General features: G+C 68.5%; 17 protein-coding genes. 6 read left to right on the forward strand and 11 right to left on the reverse strand.

Going from position 1 to position 16703, the window contains the following annotated elements:
- Positions 1-7: 7 nt before the first annotated feature.
- Both E0H75_RS10870 and E0H75_RS10875 read right to left on the reverse strand, forming a co-directional pair.
- Positions 8-211 (reverse strand): cold-shock protein, encoded by a 204-nt coding sequence (locus E0H75_RS10870; RefSeq protein ID WP_131513376.1) that lies wholly within the window; start codon positions 209-211, stop codon positions 8-10.
- A gap of 189 nt (positions 212-400) precedes the next feature.
- A complete protein-coding gene (locus tag E0H75_RS10875; protein ID WP_131513378.1) occupies positions 401-1804 on the reverse strand; it encodes an MFS transporter in 1404 nt (467 codons plus the stop codon).
- A gap of 46 nt (positions 1805-1850) precedes the next feature.
- On the opposite strand from E0H75_RS10875, the gene E0H75_RS10880 reads away from it, so the two are divergent.
- On the forward strand, positions 1851-2288 hold the full coding sequence (locus E0H75_RS10880) for a MarR family winged helix-turn-helix transcriptional regulator (protein WP_131513380.1): 438 nt from the start codon (positions 1851-1853) through the stop codon (positions 2286-2288).
- Here E0H75_RS10880 and E0H75_RS10885 read toward each other — a convergent pair.
- Positions 2285-3067, reverse strand: coding sequence for a hypothetical protein (locus E0H75_RS10885; protein WP_238162952.1), 783 nt, complete (start codon positions 3065-3067; stop codon positions 2285-2287). The genes E0H75_RS10880 and E0H75_RS10885 overlap by 4 nt on opposite strands.
- 28 nt (positions 3068-3095) lie before the next feature.
- On the opposite strand from E0H75_RS10885, the gene E0H75_RS10890 reads away from it, so the two are divergent.
- Positions 3096-4022, forward strand: coding sequence for a sigma-70 family RNA polymerase sigma factor (locus tag E0H75_RS10890; RefSeq protein ID WP_131513382.1), 927 nt, complete (start codon positions 3096-3098; stop codon positions 4020-4022).
- On the opposite strand, the gene E0H75_RS10895 is transcribed toward E0H75_RS10890, so the two are convergent.
- The gene (locus E0H75_RS10895) at positions 4005-4571 is read right to left on the reverse strand and encodes a dihydrofolate reductase family protein (protein ID WP_131513384.1); all 567 of its coding nucleotides are present in this window, start codon (positions 4569-4571) and stop codon (positions 4005-4007) included. The two genes, E0H75_RS10890 and E0H75_RS10895, sit on opposite strands and share 18 nt — an antisense overlap.
- A gap of 371 nt (positions 4572-4942) precedes the next feature.
- On the opposite strand from E0H75_RS10895, the gene E0H75_RS10905 reads away from it, so the two are divergent.
- Positions 4943-5968, forward strand: coding sequence for a 2-dehydropantoate 2-reductase (locus E0H75_RS10905; protein ID WP_131513386.1), 1026 nt, complete (start codon positions 4943-4945; stop codon positions 5966-5968).
- A gap of 45 nt (positions 5969-6013) precedes the next feature.
- Here the strand turns inward: E0H75_RS10905 and E0H75_RS10910 are convergent, their stop codons facing one another.
- Genes E0H75_RS10910 through E0H75_RS10925 form a run of 4 tightly spaced genes read right to left on the reverse strand, consistent with a single transcriptional unit; the run spans position 6014 to position 10913 of the window.
- The gene (locus E0H75_RS10910) at positions 6014-7753 is read right to left on the reverse strand and encodes a glycoside hydrolase family 35 protein (RefSeq protein WP_131513388.1); all 1740 of its coding nucleotides are present in this window, start codon (positions 7751-7753) and stop codon (positions 6014-6016) included.
- Between the two features lie 3 nt (positions 7754-7756).
- Positions 7757-9109, reverse strand: coding sequence for an ABC transporter substrate-binding protein (locus tag E0H75_RS10915; protein ID WP_131513390.1), 1353 nt, complete (start codon positions 9107-9109; stop codon positions 7757-7759).
- 11 nt (positions 9110-9120) lie between these two features.
- Positions 9121-9984: a carbohydrate ABC transporter permease gene (locus E0H75_RS10920; protein ID WP_202872955.1), complete on the reverse strand. Its 864-nt coding sequence runs from the start codon at positions 9982-9984 to the stop codon at positions 9121-9123.
- The gene (locus E0H75_RS10925) at positions 9981-10913 is read right to left on the reverse strand and encodes a carbohydrate ABC transporter permease (RefSeq protein WP_131513392.1); all 933 of its coding nucleotides are present in this window, start codon (positions 10911-10913) and stop codon (positions 9981-9983) included. The genes E0H75_RS10920 and E0H75_RS10925 overlap by 4 nt, the downstream gene beginning before the upstream one ends.
- Positions 10914-11040: 127 nt before the next feature.
- Between E0H75_RS10925 and E0H75_RS10930 the strand changes: the two genes are divergently transcribed.
- On the forward strand, positions 11041-12072 hold the full coding sequence (locus E0H75_RS10930; RefSeq protein ID WP_131513394.1) for a LacI family DNA-binding transcriptional regulator: 1032 nt from the start codon (positions 11041-11043) through the stop codon (positions 12070-12072).
- Here the strand turns inward: E0H75_RS10930 and E0H75_RS10935 are convergent.
- From E0H75_RS10935 to sucC, 3 genes are read right to left on the reverse strand one after another with little or no spacing between them, the layout of a single operon-like run.
- Entirely contained in the window at positions 11978-12463 is a 486-nt protein-coding gene (locus tag E0H75_RS10935; RefSeq protein ID WP_238162953.1) for an NAD-binding protein, read from the reverse strand. The genes E0H75_RS10930 and E0H75_RS10935 overlap by 95 nt on opposite strands.
- On the reverse strand, positions 12460-13353 hold the full coding sequence (gene sucD / locus E0H75_RS10945; RefSeq protein WP_131513396.1) for a succinate--CoA ligase subunit alpha: 894 nt from the start codon (positions 13351-13353) through the stop codon (positions 12460-12462). The genes E0H75_RS10935 and sucD overlap by 4 nt, the downstream gene beginning before the upstream one ends.
- Positions 13354-13367: 14 nt before the next feature.
- The gene (gene sucC / locus E0H75_RS10950; protein WP_131513398.1) at positions 13368-14531 is read right to left on the reverse strand and encodes an ADP-forming succinate--CoA ligase subunit beta; all 1164 of its coding nucleotides are present in this window, start codon (positions 14529-14531) and stop codon (positions 13368-13370) included.
- 178 nt (positions 14532-14709) lie between these two features.
- On the opposite strand from sucC, the gene E0H75_RS10955 reads away from it, so the two are divergent.
- Positions 14710-16095, forward strand: a complete 1386-nt coding sequence (locus E0H75_RS10955) for an OFA family MFS transporter (RefSeq protein WP_238162954.1) — start codon at positions 14710-14712, stop codon at positions 16093-16095.
- Positions 16092-16667, forward strand: a complete 576-nt coding sequence (locus tag E0H75_RS10960; RefSeq protein ID WP_131513400.1) for a hypothetical protein — start codon at positions 16092-16094, stop codon at positions 16665-16667. The genes E0H75_RS10955 and E0H75_RS10960 overlap by 4 nt, the downstream gene beginning before the upstream one ends.
- The last annotated feature ends 36 nt before the right edge of the window (positions 16668-16703 follow it).

Raw genomic sequence — 16703 nt, forward strand, 5'->3', positions numbered from 1 at the left:
GCTCAGGTCAGAGCGGGCGGACGTTCTCCGCTTGCGGGCCCTTCGGGCCCTGGGTCAGCTCGAACTCGACCTTCTGGTTCTCGTCCAGCGAGCGGTAGCCGCTCGACGCGATCGCCGAGTAGTGCACGAACACGTCGGCGCCGCCGTCATCCTGGGAGATGAAGCCGAAGCCCTTCTCGCTGTTGAACCACTTCACTGTGCCGCTAGCCATGATCTTGTCCTTCTGTGGGTCCTGATGGGTGTCGGTTGCCGCAACCAGCCCTCCCACACAAGGCCTCGATCAGGCCCGGAATGAGAAAACGCCCGGCGGATCACAAATCCGCGGGCGTCTTGAACGTACGTGGAACTGCAAAACTGCAACCGCTGGAAACCGTAGCACACCTAAAGCTCTGGGGCGCGATCACCAGGAGCCACGGTGGTCGGGTACGAACAGGGTCAGCGGCAGGATCAGCAGCAGGACGACGGCGAAGACGACGAAGCTGTTGGCCTGCGCCAGGCCGCCGTTCTGGGCGTGCGCCAGCAGCGCGGTCGTGATCGAGACCGCGACGATGCCACCGGACTGCCGGAACATCCCGCGCAACCCGGCGATCGCCGAGATCTGCGCCGGCGCCAGTTGCAGACTCGCGTTGTTCGACGCCGGAATCGACAACCCCATCCCGATTCCGGTGATCCCCGCCGCCAGCGCCAGCCAGGCGTACGGCGTCAACCCGTGCGGAGCCACCGACATCACGGTCATCCCGGCCGCGACCAGCACGAACCCACCGATCATCGGCGTCCGGTACCCGGTCCGGCGCAGCGCGAAGACGGCCAGGCCGGCCACACAGATCATCCCGACGGCCCTTGCCGTGAGCAACGTTCCGGCCTGGAGCGGCTGGATCCCGTACCGCGATTCGGCATAGAGCGGAACCAGCGCGCCGAAGCCCAGCACGGCGGCGCCGAACAGGAAGTTGATCGCGTTCATCGCCCCGAAGCCACGCCCGCGCAACAACGAGATCGGGATGAACGGCGCGGCCCGGCGGTTCGCGTGCCGGACGAACAGGACGCCGAGCACGATCGCGATCACCTCGGCGCCGATGAAGAACGGGTCGGCGGGCGTCGCGCCGTTCCCGCCGAGCAGTGTGATCCCGTACATCCCGAACAGAATGGTCAGCCCCAGCAGTACGGCGCCGACGCCGTCGACCCGGGCAGCACGCTGCGGCACACTGCGCGGGATGAACCGCAGGCCGAGCACGATCAGCAGGACGCCGATCGGCACGTTGACGATGAAGATCTCCCGCCAGGACCAGTAGGTGACGATGATGCCGCCGATGATCGGGCCGAGGATGCCGCCGATCGGGAAGATCGAGGTGAACATGCCGATCGCGCGGTCCCGGTCGCGGCCGAACTGTTCGGACACGATGCCGGTCGCGGTCGGCATGAAGGCGCCGCCGCCGATCGCCTGCAGGCCGCGGAACACCACCAGCAGGTAGATGTTGTCGGCCAGGCTGCACAGCAGCGACGCGACGGTGAAGAGCACCGCCGCGCCGAGGAAGATCCGCCGCCGGCCGAACTGGTCACCGAGCCGGCCGGCCAGCGGCATCACGATGATCTGGCCCAGCGCGTAGATGGTGATCGTCCAGCCGCTCCACGTCAGCTCCGCGTTCAGGTCGCCGCGGATGGCGTTGAGCGCGGTCGCCACTATGGTCTGATCAATCGAGGCCATCAGGAGAGCGATCGAGACGATGCCGAAGACCACTCGCCGGTGGGCCAGTGGCTCGTCCGCGGCCGGTTCGGCGATCTGCTGGGGTGCACCCGACGATTCCATCGATGAACAGATTACATTGCTTGCCGGCAGGCAATAAAGGGGTGACATGACGGACACCGAGACGTTGAGCCGGCTCCGCGGCGTGATCTCCAGGCTCGCGCGGGAGCTCAACGCCACGGCCACCGGCGAAGGGCTGACGCCGACCCAGGCGTCCGTGCTGGGCCTGATCGCGTTCCGCGGTCCGCTCGGCCTGACCGAGCTGGCGCAGCTCGAGGGCGTCAACCCGACGATGCTGTCGCGAGTGGTCGGTCGGCTGACGGAGCTCGCCCTGATCCAGCGCGACCCGAACCCGGAGGACCTGCGGGTGATCCAGGTCGAGGCGACCGAGGCCGGGCGTGAGGTGCACGAGCGGGTCAAACTGCTGCGCACCGAGGCGATCGGTGCCTGCCTCGATGAGCTCCCGGACAAGTCGGTTCGGCAGATCATCGACGCGCTGCCGGCGTTGGAGGAGCTCGCCCTGGCCCTCCGCGCGACCCACTCCTAGTGCGTGACGAGTAGCCCATCGACAGCGTCGTACGCGTCGGGTGTCCCGGACCAAGTCTCGGCGCACCCGGAGGTGCCGCACTCGCAGGCGAACGGGTACGGCGGCAGCTCCGCCAGTCCGATGTCCGCCTGCCACAGTCGTCCCTGACGACAGGCCGCGGCGTTCTCGAACTGCCGCTGCGCGCTCAACGCCGTACCTGCAGGTAGCCGGCGCGGCTCGCCCAGTGCTGACTCCACCCCACGAGCGATCCGGGCCCAATCCGGCGTGGCTGACACCTCGATGAGCGTCCGCCCGTACTCCGCCGCCTCACGCCGTACCAGCTCAGCCAGTACGGCGTCCCGCGCCAGCAGACCCTCTAGCCGGGCGCGCCCCGCCGGATCATGCGCCCGCGCCAGCCGCTCCTCCCGCGCCCGCCGCGTCTGCTCCGCATTCGGCACCAACCACGCCGCTGCCAGGACCGACTCATCGGCCATCGACGGATATAGCTGCGGTCCCTCCACCAGAGCCGGTACGTCGCCCAGCCCGCGCGAGCGCACGTCCTCGGCAACGAGCTCCAGCCGCGTCCGCGCGATCCGCACGAACGCTTCGGCGGCGTACTCCGGCCCCTCGGCCAGATCCTCAGCCAGCGACCGCATCGGTGGCATCCGCCCGACATGGTCGTACGTCCACAGGTCCACCGGATGCAGCGGCAGGTCGGAGCGTCGCGCAAGGTCCCGCGCGATCGTCGACTTCCCCGCTCCCGGCGCCCCGCCGATCCACACCATCCGTGGCCAGGTCATCGCCCCATCCTGCCAACACAATGGTGCAGTGACCTTCGAGACGAGGACGGCGCCGTACCGGCGTGAGCTGCTGCACCACTGCTACCGCATGTCCGGCTCGATCCACGACGCGGAGGATCTGCTGCAGGAAACCATGGTGCGTGCCTGGCGTGCCTTCGACCGGTACGACGAGACCAGGGCGTCGCTGCGCACCTGGCTCTACCGGATCGCCACGAACACCTGCCTGACCGAGCTCAAGAACCGCGGACGCCGGCCGCTGCCGTCAGGACTGGTCGCCCGCGGTGAGGATCCGGAGGGCGCACTTGTCCGCGGTGAGGAGGTGCCGTGGCTGCAGCCGTTCCCGGACGACCCCGCGGTCGTGGCCGGGGAGCGCGGTAGCCTGCGGCTCGCTCTGATCGCCGCACTGCAGTTCCTGCCCGCGAAGCAACGCGCCGTACTGATCCTGCGCGACGTACTGGACTGGTCTGCAGCTGAGGTCGCGACAGCCCTCGAGGTGACGCCGGCCTCGGTCAACAGTGCGCTCCAGCGCGCCCGCGGGAAGCTCGCCGACACCGGACTGGCCGAGGACGACGTACTCGAGCCCGATGACCCGCGCTCCCGGCAGCTCGTCGAGAAGTACATCGCCGCGTTCGAGAAGGCGGACGTCGGCGCGTTCGCGGAGCTGCTCACGGCGGACGTCGTACTGGAGATGCCGCCGTTCTACAACTGGTACGCCGGACGCGAGGACCACCTGCGGTTCGTGGCGCGGGTCTTCGCGCTGCGTGGTACCGACTGGCGGGTGTTCCCGATCGCGGCCAACGGCCAGGCCGGGATCGCGGTCTACCGCGGTGAGGGTGATGTCCACAGGCTGCACACCCTGCATGTCTTCACCATCACCGCGGCCGGCATCAGCCACAACCGGGTCTTCCAGGACGAGGCCGTCTTCGCGGCGTTCGGGCTAGCTCCCACTCTCTGACCGCTGGTACGTCGCCAGGGTCGCCGCGCCGGCCCGGTCGACCGAGGCCAGCCGCAGGTGCACCGGCGACGCCAGGTCCGGGAACAACTTGGTGCCGGAGCCGATGATCGACGGGAAGGTGAGCAGCCGGTACTCGTCGACGAGGTCGGCAGCCTGGAGTGCGTGGACGATGCTCAGGCTGCCGGTGACGACGACGTCGCGCGTCTCGGTGTGCACGTAGTCGGTCAGCGAGCCGTCGAGCACGCTCGAGTTGGACCAGGCGGAGATGTCGGTCAGCGTGTGCGACGCGACGACCTTGGCCATCTTGTTCATCCGGGTGGAGAACTCGTCGGTGCGGTTCGGCCAGAGCCGGCTGAACAGCTGCCAGCTGGTGCGGCCGAGCAGCATCACGCCCTCGTCCATCACCCGGCCCAGCCGGAACTTGTCCCCGGCGACGGTCTCCGGTCCGTGCCGGAACGCCCAGCCGCCGCCCGGCGTACCGGCCGAGCCGTCCGGATCCGACACCACACCGTCCAGGCTGACGAACTCGATCACGATGACGCGTCCCATGACGTACTCCCTTTGGTCTGGAGGAACTGACAGGGGTACGTACCGCCGGGACGGCCCGGATTCAGCGGGCGAGCGCTTACCGAAAATGTGATCTGCATCATGTCTTGACCGGATACAGGCGCCCGCCTACTGTATCCGGTATACCAAGCCCCTCCGGAAGGTGGGACACGCATGGGCACCGCACGGTTCGCCGTCAACTGCTCGATCCTGTTCACCGAGCTCCCGCTGCTGGAGCGGCCCGCCGCGGCGCGCGCCGCCGGTGCCCACCGCATCCGGCCCGAGGGACCAAGGTCGTATCCGGTGAGCCCGCGCTCTACCGCGCGGCACCCGGCACGGCACTTCGCTCACCGGACACGACCTAGGAGACAGCCATGAAAGTTGCGGTTCTCGGCGCCGGTGCGATCGGCGCGTACGTCGGTGCGGCTCTGCATCGTGGTGGGACGGAGGTCCATCTGGTTGCCCGCGGCGCCCATCTGGACGCGATCCGCTCCGGTGGTGTGAAAGTACTCAGTCCGCGCGGTGACTTCGAGGCGCGGACGCCGGCCACCGACGACCCGGCCGAGGTCGGTCCGGTCGACTACATCTTCCTCGGGCTGAAGGCGAACTCCTATGCGAGTGCCGGCCCGTTGGTCGAGCCGTTGCTGCACGACAGGACGGTCGTGATCGCGGCCCAGAACGGCATCCCGTGGTGGTACTTCCATGGCCTCAAGGGACCGTACGAGGGCCGCCGGATCGAGTCGGTTGACCCCGACGGCTCGGTGACCGAGGTGCTGGCGCTCGACCGTGCGGTGGGCTGCGTTGTCTACTGCTCGACCGAACTCGAAGGACCGGGGCTCGTACGCCATCTGGAAGGCACGCGATTCTCGATCGGCGAACCGGGCGGCGGTGTCTCGGATCGGTGTACGGCGTTCAGCGAGGCGATGATCGCCGGTGGGTTGAAGTGCCCGGTCGAGGCGGATATCCGTGAGGACATCTGGATCAAGCTGCTCGGCAACGCGGCGTTCAACCCGATCAGTGCACTGGCCCGGGCGACGATGGTGGAGATCGCCCAGCATCAGGGGACGCGGGCGATGATCCGGCTGATGATGGAGGAGACGCTGGAGATCGCGGCCGCGGTCGGCTGTCACCCGGACATCTCGGTGGACAAGCGGATCAACGGCGCCGAGCGGGTCGGTGAGCACAAGACCTCGATGCTCCAGGACCTGGAGAAGGACAAGCCGCTCGAGCTCGACGTGATCCTCGCCGCTGTCGTCGAGTTGGCCGACCTCACCGATACCAAGGCGCCCACTTTGCGCGCGGTCCACGCCGTCGCCGACCTCCTCGCCAGCAAGATCGGCACCGGCCCGTCGCTCGCGCACGCCCCGACGTCCGCTCCCGCGCCGGCGGCGCGCTCCTGAGCCAGGTGGGTCCGGCCACAGCGACGCCGGACCCACCTGTTCCACCTACAGTTCGAGCGGCCCCAGCGAAGGCTCGCCCACGAAGTGCGCCACCGGCTCGGCCATCACGTCCAGTTCGAGAACGACGAGTTCGTTGCGGCCAGGACGAAGTACCGGGCCTGGCACATACAACGTCTCCTGCGGACCCCGCCGCCAGTACCGCCCCAGGTCGAACCCGTTCACCCAGGCGATCCCCTTGCCCCAAGCAACGGTCGACAGGAAGTGGTCCACCGGCTCCCCGACCTCGAACGACGCCCGCCAAGCCGTGGGGCCGACACCGAGGACATCCGGCTCGACGGAGTCCCACAGCCGCGGCACCGCCTCTACATCGATCACACACACCGACCACTCGGTCAGCTCGGTCGACCCCACCCGAACCGGACCGATCAGCCCTTTGGGCTCGCCGAGGCGCCGGCCGTAGTTCACCCGCCCCTGATCCTCGACCACGATCTCAAGCCGCCCGCCACGCGGCAGCATCAATGCACGATCGTGCCGCTCCCGGTCGAGGACCCCAACCGGAGCACCGCCCAGGAACACGTACGCCCGATCCCGCACCTCGCCGACACTCAGCAACACCGGAACCTCGGCGCGCACCTCGGTGCGAAACAACGCCAACCGCGCGTCGAGCTCGTCCAGCGACGGAAGTACGTCGTACGACGCCCAGTTGCCCCAGGCATCCGGATCGGCAAGCAACCGCACCGGCGAACCAAGCACTGCCGAGGTCTCGGGCGCCCGCGGCCGCGACGCCGGGACAATGTCGGGGACGGGCGCGTACCGCGAGATCACCTCGCGGAAGGCGTGGAACTTCGCGGTCGGGTTCCCCGCCTCGTCCAGCGGCGCGTCATAGTCGTACGACGTGATGGTCGGACGATAGACGCCCTTGTCATTGGCCCCACTGGTCAACCCGAAGTTCGTGCCACCGTGGAACATGTAGATGTTCACCGAGGCACCGGCCGCCAGCAACGCGTCTAGTTCGGCGGCGGCGTCGGCGGCGCTGGTCGTGTGATGCGGCCCGCCCCAGTAGTCGAACCAGCCCTCCCAGAACTCCATGCACATCAACGGCCCGCTCGGCTGGTGCTTGCGCAACGTCGTCAGCCGCTCTCCTGCCCGCGATCCGAACGACGCGGTCCGCAGTACGCCGTCCAGTCCGCCGGCCGCCAGCATCGCGTCGACCGGCTGGTCGACGGTCACCAGCGGCACCGTGATCCCGGCGTTCTGGATGATCTCGGCGACCGCCTTCAGATAGGTCTCGTCGTCGCCGAACGCGCCGTACTCGTTCTCCACCTGGACCAGCAGGACCGGTCCGCCTTGGTCGACCTGCAGCGGCCGGACGATCCGCAGTACGGCGTCCAGGTACTCCTCGATCGCGGCCAGGAACCGTGGTTCGTTGCGGCGCACCCCCACGCCCGGCTCCCGGAAGAGCCAGGCGGGGAGGCCGCCGTTGTCCCACTCCGCGCAGATGTACGGTCCCGGCCGGACGATTGCGTACAGGCCGGCCGCGGCCACCTCCCGCAGGAAGCGTTCGAGGTCGAGCATCCCCGTGGTGTCGAAGACACCTGGCCGGGGACTGTGCGCGTTCCACGGGATGTACGTCTCGATGGTGTTGAGCCCCATCAGGCGGGCCTTCTCGATCCGGTCGGCCCAGCTGTCCGGGTGCACCCGGAAGTAGTGCAGTGCCCCGGACAGGATCCGGAAGGGCGCGCCGTCGAGAAGGAAGTCGGACTCACCGATCGCGAAGTGGGACACAGGTCAGCCGTTCACCTGGAAGCCCTGCTGATTGCCATAGGCAACCAGAGCGTCCTGCCAGGACTTCAGGCCGGCGTCCAGGTCGGACTTGGCCTGGTACGACTTGCCCACGGTGTCGCCGTAGATGCTGTTCGCGTACAGCTCGTACGGCAGGTAGGTCCAGCCCTTGACGACCGTGCCGGCCGCGCCGGTGAGCACCTCGTTGATCTTCTGACCGCCGAAGTAGGCACTGGCCTTGCCGACGAACGCCGGGTCCTCGAGGTCGGCCGTGGTCGCCGGGAAGCCGCCGCTGGCGAGGAACGGTTTCACGCCCTCGTCGTGGTTGAGCCACCGCACGAACGCCGCCGCGAGGGCTGGGTTCTTGCTCTGCTTCAGGACGGACTCGGTGCTGCCGCCGTTCTCCGCGGTGGCCGGCCGGCCGTCGTACGTCGGCATCGGAGCGACCCGCCACTTGCCCGCGCCGGCCTTGACCGACGCCTCCATCACGCCCGGCATCCAGGCACCGGTCGGCAGGGTCGCGATGGTGCCGTCGCCGAGTGCCTTGAACCACTCGTCGGTCCAGCCCGGGATCGCGGAGACCAGGCCGCCCTCGACGAGCTGGTTCCAGCTGCCGGTCCACTTCTTCGAGCCGTCGTCCTGCAGGTTGATGCTGATGTTCTTGCCGTCGGTCTTGAACGGCGTACCGCCGGCCTGCCAGATCATCGACGTGGTGAAGCCGGCGTCACCGGAGTCGTTGGTGATGTAGGCCTTCGGGTTGGCCGCGTGCAGCTTCTTGGCGGCGGCGACGTACTCGTCCCAGGTCTTCGGCACGGTCAGGCCATACTTGTCGAAGACGTCCTTGTTGTAGAACAGCGCCATCGGCCCGGAGTCCTGCGGCAGGCCGAAGAGACCGCTGCCCGCGTGCACGGCGGCCCAGGTCGAGGCGGTGTACGCCGACTCGTACTGGCTGAAGCCGTACTGGTTCAGGTCGACGAGCGAGCCGGGCAGCGCGAACTGCGGTAGCGCCTGGTACTCGATCTGGGCCACGTCCGGAGCACCCGAGCCGGCCTTGATCGCGTTCTGCAGCTTGGTGTAGTGGTCGTTGCCGGTGCCCGCGTTGACGTAGTTGACCTTGACGTTCGGGTACTGCTTCACGAACGCGTCGACCTGCGCCTGCGCCGACGGTGTCCAGCTCCAGTACGTGATCTCGCCGCCGGCCTTCAACGCCGCGTCCACGGCGTCGGCTGAGCCCGTGGTCGTACCGCCGCTCGCGCTGTCGTCGGACGATCCGCCGCCGCACGCCGCGACGACGGCCAGCGCCGTCAGTGCGGCTCCGGCAACCACCAGCTGCCGGAGGCCACGAAGGTGTGACTTCATGCTGTTTCCTTTCACTTCACACTGCCGGCGCTCAGGCCTGATTGCCAGAAGCGCTGGAGGAGGAGGAAGGCGACCACGAGGGGCACGATGGTCAGCAACGACCCCGTGATCACCAGGTTGTAGATGGGGCGGGCACCCACGCCGGTCGCCTGGTTGCTCCACTGGGTGAGCCCGACCGTGAGCGGGTAGAGGTTGGGTTTGCTGAGCATGATCAGCGGCAGGAAGTAGTTGTTCCAGGTCGACACCACCGCGAACAGCAGGGTGGTGACGATGCCCGGGGCAAGCAGTCGCAGCGCGACGGTGAAGAACGTCCGGACCTCTCCGGCGCCGTCGATCCGGGCCGCCTCGAGGAGCTCGTGCGGTACGGCGTCGGTCGCGTAGACCCACATCAGGTACAGCCCGAACGGGCTCACCAGGGACGGGATGATGATCGCCCAGACGGTGTTGGTCAGCCCGAGGTTCGAGAACATCAGGAACGTCGGCACCGCCAGCGCGGTCCCGGGGACGGCGACCGCACCCAGCAGCACCGCGAAGACGGCGCGCCGGCCGGCGAACTTGTACTTCGCCAGGCCGTAACCGGCCGCGGTCGCTAGCAGCGTCGCCCCACCGGCGCCGACGACGACGTACAGCACGGTGTTGCCGAGCCAGCGCAGGAAGATGCCGTCGTTGTAGGTGAGGGTGTCCTTGATGTTGGTGAAGAACGCGAAGCTCCTGCCGAACCACAACCCCGGACTGGAGAGCAGGTCGGCCTGCGTCTTGGTTGCGCTGAGCAACAACCACAGCAGGGGCACCAGGGTGTAGACCAGGTACACCACCATCACGCCGGTCAGCAGCCGTGACCGCTTCGGGCGCAGCGGTGAGATCGTCGTACTCACAGGGCCTCCCGGGATCCGCGCAGCTGGACGACGTACGCGATGATCGCGGTGATGACGCCCATCACGATCGCGATCGTGGCGGAGTAGTTGAACTGCTGGCCGGCGAAGGACAGGTTGTAGGCGTACATGTTCGGCGTGTAGTACGTGGTGATCACGTTCGGCGCCAGCGTGCGCAGGATGTTCGGCTCGTTGAACAACTGGAAGCTGCCGATGATCGAGAAGATGGTGGCGATCACGATCGCGCCACGCAGCGCCGGCAGTTTGACCGCCCGGATGGTCCGGAACGTCCCGGCGCCGTCGATCGCGGCCGCCTCGTAGAGCTCGCCGGGGATCGTGCGCAGCGCCGAGTAGAAGATCAGCATGTTGTAGCCGACGAACTCCCAGGTGACGATGTTGGCGATCGACGGCAGCATCCAGGTCCCGCTCAGCGGCTGGATCGCGCTGGTACCGAACAGGTCGTTCAGGTCGGCGGCGAGGCCGAAGTTGTTGCCGTAGATGTAGCCCCACATCAGCACGGCGACCACACCCGGTACGGCGTACGGCAGGAAGATCACGATCCGGAAGAAGCTCGCGGCGTGCAGCCGGGCACTGTCGATGGCCAGCGCGGCCAGCAGCGCGAGGATCAGCATCACCGGCACCTGGACGACCAGGAAGACCGCGACCCGGCCGAACGCCTCCCAGAACTTCGGGTCCTGGAGCGCGTCGAGGTAGTTGTCCAGTCCGACGAACACGCGGCCGCCGAAGAAGGCCTGCTCGCGGAACAGGCTGAGGTAGATCGCGTACCCGATCGGGGCCAGGAAGGTGAGCGCGAACACGGCCAGGAACGGGCCGACGAACAGCCACCCCTTGCCGTCCCGACCGGCCCGGCGCCGCCGGGTCCCGGTCGCGCGCAGTGGTCTGATGTGGTCCTGGGCCACGGACTCCGCCATACGTCCGTCGACCTCCTCTCGCTCCCTCGTCGCCGCGACGCGCGCAATGTTGACGTCAACATCAAGTGCGTGACGCTAACGTGTTTACGTCAACATGTCTAGACTCCAGGCAACGCGAGGGAGGGTCATGGCAGCGGAGGATCCATTGGTACGACGGCGGCGCGGACCGTCGATGGCCGACGTGGCCCGGCTGGCCGGTGTGTCCGGGCAGACCGTGTCACGGGTCGCGAACGACCGGCACAACGTCGACGCGGTGACGCGGGACCGGGTCCGGGCCGCGATGCGAGAGCTCGGCTACCGCCCGAACGGCGCCGCCCGCGCCCTGCGCAACGGCGAGTTCCGCAGTATCGGCGCGATCGTCTTCGAGCTGTCCAGCTTCGGTACGACGCGCACCCTCGACGCGATCGCGAAGGCGGCGACGATGAGCGGCTACTCGCTCAACCTGCTGCCCGTGCTGGACGTCAGCCAGCGCGCGGTGACGAACGCGTTCAGCCGGCTGGGGGAGCAGGCGGTGGACGGTGTGATCATCCTGATCGAGGCGCACACCCTGGACGAGGCCGGCGTACAACTGCCGGACGGCCTGCCGGTCGTGGTCGTCGACTCGAGTGCCCACTACGACTACCCGATCGTCGACACCGACCAGGCACAAGGCGCGCGGCTCGCCACGGAACACCTGCTGGAGCTGGGGCATCGGACGGTCTGGCATCTTGGTGGCCCGCCGACGTCGTTCGCGGCCGACCGGCGCCGGCAGTCCTGGGAGCAGACCCTGCTCGACCACGGCCGCGAGGTGCCGCCCGTGCACGACGGTGACTGGACCGCCAGCTCTGGGTACGACGCCGGCCGCGCCCTGGCTGCCAATGCGGACGTGACGGCTGTGTTCGTGGCGAACGACCAGATGGCCCTCGGCCTACTGCGTGCCCTGTACGAGCGCGGCCGCGCCGTACCTGGCGATGTCAGCGTGGTCGGCTTCGACGACATGGAAGAAGCCGCCCACTTCTGGCCGCCACTGACCACCGTCCGTCAATCGTTCGCGGAGGTTGGGCGTCACAGCGTCGACGCTCTGATCAGTGAGATCCAGGCGGGGGAGCACCACCACAGCCCGGTCTCTGTGGCGACCGAGCTGGTGGTCCGGGGCAGCACTGCGCCACCCCGGACGTGATCAGCGGGCCGAGAGCTGCTCGACGACCTTGAGAAGGGCGGAGTGGTCGAGGGATCCGTGTCCTTGGGCGCGCCGCCGCCACCAGTTGGGCGACGCCGGTGACGCGGAGAGCAACGCCTGCGGCGCGGGCCGAGGCCAGGGCGATGCCCATGTCCTTGTGGTGAAGGTCGATCCGGAAGCCGGGCTCGAACTCGCGAGCCGGCATGCCGGCCGCCTTGAGGTCGAGGATGCGGTTGCCGGCCAGGCCACCGGCGAGCACCTCAAGCCCGCGTTCCCCGTCCACAGCAGCCGGTACGACGTCGTACCCGGTGATGGAGTGGCCGGCCCGGACCAGGTTCGCCGCCAGGTGCGAACGCATGATCCCGAGCCCGATGAAGCCGATCGCCGTCATACGCCGACCTCCTCCACCGCCAGCACGGCGCGCATCAGGTCCGCGGTCTCCGTGGGGGTCTTGCCCACGCGTACGCCGGCGGCTTCGAGGGCCTCCTGCTTGGCGGCCGCCGTACCGGACGAGCCGGACACGATCGCGCCGGCGTGGCCCATCGTCTTGCCCTCCGGCGCGGTGAAGCCCGCGACGTAACCGACGACCGGCTTGGTCACGTTCGCCTTGATGAACGCGGCCGCCCGCTCCTCGGCGTCACCACCGATCTCACCGATCATCACGATCGCATCGGTGTCGGGGTCGTTCTGGAACGCCTGCAGCGCGTCGATGTGTGTGGTCCCGATGATCGGGTCACCACCGATCCCGATCGCGGTGGAGAACCCGAAGTCCCGCAGTTCGTACATCATCTGGTACGTCAGCGTGCCCGACTTCGACACCAGGCCAATGCGGCCGGGACCCGCGATGTCGGCGGGAATGATGCCGGCGTTCGACTCGCCCGGGGTGATGATGCCGGGGCAGTTCGGACCGATGACCCTGGTCCCGGCGGCCTGCGCATACGCGAAGAACGCGGCGGTGTCCTGGACCGGCACGCCCTCGGTGATCACCACGACCAGCGGTACGCCGGCGTCGACGGCCTCGGTCACAGCGCCCAGCGTGAAGCGAGGCGGCACGAAGACCACCGATACGTCCGCATCGGTCGCCTTCACCGCGTCCGCGCACGAGCCGTACACCGGGATCGAGCGCTTCGCGAAGTCGACCGACTGACCGCCCTTGCCGGGTGTCACGCCGCCGACGATGTTGGTGCCGGCGGCAAGCATCCGGCTGGTGTGCTTCTGTCCCTCGGAGCCGGTCATGCCCTGCACGATGACCCGGCTCTGCTCGGTCAGGAAGATCGCCATCTCTGTTCCACCTCTCAGTTCTGCGCCGCGACGGCGGCCAGCTCGGCCGCGCGGGCGGCGGCGCCGTCCATGGTGTCGACCACGGTCACCAGCGGATGGTTGGCCCGGGCAAGGATCTTGCGGCCCTCCTCGACGTTGTTGCCGTCCAGCCGGACGACCAGCGGTTTGTCGGCCTGGTCGCCGAGCAGTTCGAGCGCCTGGACGATGCCGTTGGAGACCGCGTCGCAGGCGGTGATGCCGCCGAACACGTTCACGAACACGCTCTTCACCTGCGCGTCGGACAGGATGATGCCGAGTCCGTTCGCCATCACCTCGGCGCTCGCACCGCCGCCGATGTCGAGGAAGTTCGCCGGCTTCACGCCGCCGTGCGCCTCACCGGCGTACGCCACGACGTCGAGCGTGGACATGACCAGTCCTGCGCCGTTGCCGATGATGCCGACCGAGCCGTCGAGCTTGACGTAGTTCAGGCCCTTCTCCTGGGCCGCTGCCTCGAGTGGGTCCGCGGAGGCCTTGTCCTCGAAGCTCGCGTGGTCCGGATGCCGGTACGCCGCGTTCTCGTCGAGCGTCACCTTGCCGTCCAGGGCTTCCAGCGTGCCGTCGGCCAGCTTGACCAGTGGGTTCACCTCGACCAGCGAGGCGTCCTCGGCGATGAACACGTCCCACAGCTTGCGGACGACGCCCTCCGCACCAACCGGGAAGCCCGCTGCCGCCACGATCTCGGCGGCCTTGGCGTCGTCGACACCGACGGCCGGGTCGATGGCGACCTTGGCGATCGCGTCCGGGTTGGTGTGCGCAACCTCTTCGATCTCGACACCACCCTCGGTGCTGGCGATGCACAGGTAGTTGCGGTTGGCCCGGTCGACCAGGAAGGAGAAGTAGTACTCCGCCGCGATGGCCGCGGCCGGCGCGAGCAGCACCCGGTGCACCGTGTGTCCCTTGATGTCCATGCCGAGGATCTCGCCGGCCTTCGTCACCGCTTCGTCAGCCGTGGCGGCCAGCTTGACGCCGCCGGCCTTGCCGCGGCCGCCGGTCTTCACCTGCGCCTTCACCACCACCCGGCCACCGAGTTCCGCGGCCGCCGCGGCGGCGTCGGCGGGGTCGTCGATCACCCGTCCGAGCGTCACCGGAACGCCGTGCCGGGCGAAGAGTTCTTTGGCTTGGTACTCCATCAGGTCCATGGGAGGTCCTCCGATCGCTGGCCGGTCGTATGGCGACTGTATGCTGTATGCATTCTGGTGCACAAGGGCTCCGAGCTCTGGACAACGCCGCCGCGGAGGGGTACCACAGATCTCATACGGTATGCAGTAGTCAGGAGGCGATATGAATCACGTGATGCCCCCAGACCGGGGTGGTGGGGTGGGATCGCCGAACGCGCAGCCCCGGGACGTGCGTGACGTCTACGGCCGGCGGTACCGGATCGGCGAGGAGGCCCGGGATCTGACCGGACATTCGCGGCGCTGGCAACTGTGGGCCGCCTGGGCCTGCATGGTTGCCATCAGCCCCCTGCAGTACAGCTTCGGCACCGCCGCGCTCGGCCTCGACGCCGACCGCGGCTGGGGCTTCACCCAGACCATGTGGCTGCTCGCGGTGTTCGTCGCCTGCCAGGCCCTGGTCGCCATCCCGGCCGCCTGGGCCCACCGGGTACGCCGTGCCACACCGACGCAGCTGGTCATCGTCGGAGGTGTGCTCGCGGCCATCGGGCTCGCCACGCTCGCCCACGCGGGCACCTACTTCGTTGTCGTGCTCGGCTACTCGCTGCTCGGCGGCAGCGGCGCAGGTCTGGTGTACGCCGCCTGCATCACCACGTCGGCCCGGTGGTTCCCGGATCGGCGTACTGCGACGATCGGCTTCGTCACCGGTGGATTCGCCGTCGGCGCCGTACCGAGTATCGCCTTGCTGGCGCTGGTCGACTCGCCTGGTGGACGTCGGCTGGTCTTCGATCTGACCGCGATCGTCGCCGTAGCGATTGTGGTGACCGCGGGTGGATTGCTGAAGGACCCGCCGCGGCACTGGTGGCCGGCCGATATCGACGCGCAGGCGTGGGCCATCGACCGGAAGCTGAACCGGAGCATCCCGCACAACGCACCCGCGGTCCGGCACTACCGTCCGGCCGAGGCGATGCGGACCGGTGCGCTCCCGCTGATGTGGCTGACGCTCGCTCTGTGTACGGCGCTGTCGTTGTTCGGCATCGCGTTCGCCGTGAGCTACGCGGTCACGGCGGGGCTGGGCATGGCGGTCGCGGGCTTCGCCGCCGGAATGCTTGCCGCGGTCAACGGTCTCGGCAGGTCGTTCGCAGGTCACCTCTCCGACCGGTTCGGCCGGCGTCGGGTGCTGGCCGCCGTACTGATGGTCGAAGGCTTCACCCACGTCGGCCTGGTTGTCGCAGGCGAGGCGGGGGCGGGCTGGGTGTTCGTGCTGTGCGCGATGTTCGCCGGCCTCGGCGGCGGAGCGTTCTACGCGATCATGGCCAACCTGGTGCTCGAGTTCTTCGGCGAGAACAGCCTGCTGCAGAACCAGTCGATCCTGTACTCCGCGAAGGCCGTCGGCGGACTGGTCGGAGTTGGGGTCACGGCGTCTCTGATCGCCGAGATCGGCTACCGGCCGTTGTTCCTCGGCGCCGGGCTACTCGGCGTGATCACCGCGCTGAGTGTGCGGTTGCTGAAACAACCCGGGCGACCGGCGCTACCGGTCCGGCCACAGCTGGGTACGCCGGTCAGCGGAACAGTGCGGTCCGGCGAGTGAACGGCTACGGGAAGGTCGCCCGGCCCGATCCGTGTGTGATGGAACTGGTGTCGAGGCTGGCCCGTGAGCCCTGGACGGACCGCCCCTCCTGTGTGCACCCCACCTTGAGTGCGGTCGCGAGGGCGGTCCACGACCACAGCAGTTCGGCCGGGCGGAGGGCGCTGTTGCCGCTGGCGCCGAGCTTCCTCGGCACCGCACAGCCCGGCTTCGAGTCGACCGCACGACTGGTCTCGTTGTGCGTCTCCACCGCGCTGGTGGGTGGGGAGCTGACGACGGACGAGCGGAGGAGACTCTCCAGGGCGCATCAGACCGCGGTCCATTTCCTCACCGGGCAGGACGAGCTGGCGGGATCGGCGCGCTGGTGGTTTCCGGTCCTGGATCGGGTCGGCCAGAGCGAGTCGTTCTACCGGACCTTCGTCGCGCCCGAGCACGCCGCCGAAGCCGTGTCCGTGACGGCCCGGGCGGCGGACGACGTACGGCTGCGTGGCTTACTGAAACAGTGTCTGGCGGTGGCCGGCTCCGCTGTCGCCACTGCTCCGTCGATCGTGGCAGGTGGGCGCGCGCCGATCTGACCTTTGACCCTGACCTTTGACGTAGCAACCGGTTGC

The organism is Kribbella capetownensis (genome assembly GCF_004331485.1).
Classification (GTDB): domain Bacteria; phylum Actinomycetota; class Actinomycetes; order Propionibacteriales; family Kribbellaceae; genus Kribbella; species Kribbella capetownensis.

Excerpts from the sequence above, each read along its gene's own strand:
- E0H75_RS10905 (WP_131513386.1), top strand. The coding sequence starts at position 4,943 with ATGAAAGTTGCGGTTCTCGGCGCCGGTGCGATCGGCGCGTACGTCGGT.
- E0H75_RS10925 (WP_131513392.1), bottom strand. The coding sequence starts at position 10,913 with ATGGCGGAGTCCGTGGCCCAGGACCACATCAGACCACTGCGCGCGACC.
- E0H75_RS10895 (WP_131513384.1), bottom strand. The coding sequence starts at position 4,571 with ATGGGACGCGTCATCGTGATCGAGTTCGTCAGCCTGGACGGTGTGGTG.
- E0H75_RS10935 (WP_238162953.1), bottom strand. The coding sequence starts at position 12,463 with ATGACGGCGATCGGCTTCATCGGGCTCGGGATCATGCGTTCGCACCTG.
- E0H75_RS10885 (WP_238162952.1), bottom strand. The coding sequence starts at position 3,067 with ATGACCTGGCCACGGATGGTGTGGATCGGCGGGGCGCCGGGAGCGGGG.
- E0H75_RS10930 (WP_131513394.1), top strand. The coding sequence starts at position 11,041 with ATGGCAGCGGAGGATCCATTGGTACGACGGCGGCGCGGACCGTCGATG.
- E0H75_RS10870 (WP_131513376.1), bottom strand. The coding sequence starts at position 211 with ATGGCTAGCGGCACAGTGAAGTGGTTCAACAGCGAGAAGGGCTTCGGC.
- sucC (WP_131513398.1), bottom strand. The coding sequence starts at position 14,531 with ATGGACCTGATGGAGTACCAAGCCAAAGAACTCTTCGCCCGGCACGGC.
- E0H75_RS10875 (WP_131513378.1), bottom strand. The coding sequence starts at position 1,804 with ATGGAATCGTCGGGTGCACCCCAGCAGATCGCCGAACCGGCCGCGGAC.
- E0H75_RS10880 (WP_131513380.1), top strand. The coding sequence starts at position 1,851 with ATGACGGACACCGAGACGTTGAGCCGGCTCCGCGGCGTGATCTCCAGG.
- sucD (WP_131513396.1), bottom strand. The coding sequence starts at position 13,353 with ATGGCGATCTTCCTGACCGAGCAGAGCCGGGTCATCGTGCAGGGCATG.
- E0H75_RS10915 (WP_131513390.1), bottom strand. The coding sequence starts at position 9,109 with ATGAAGTCACACCTTCGTGGCCTCCGGCAGCTGGTGGTTGCCGGAGCC.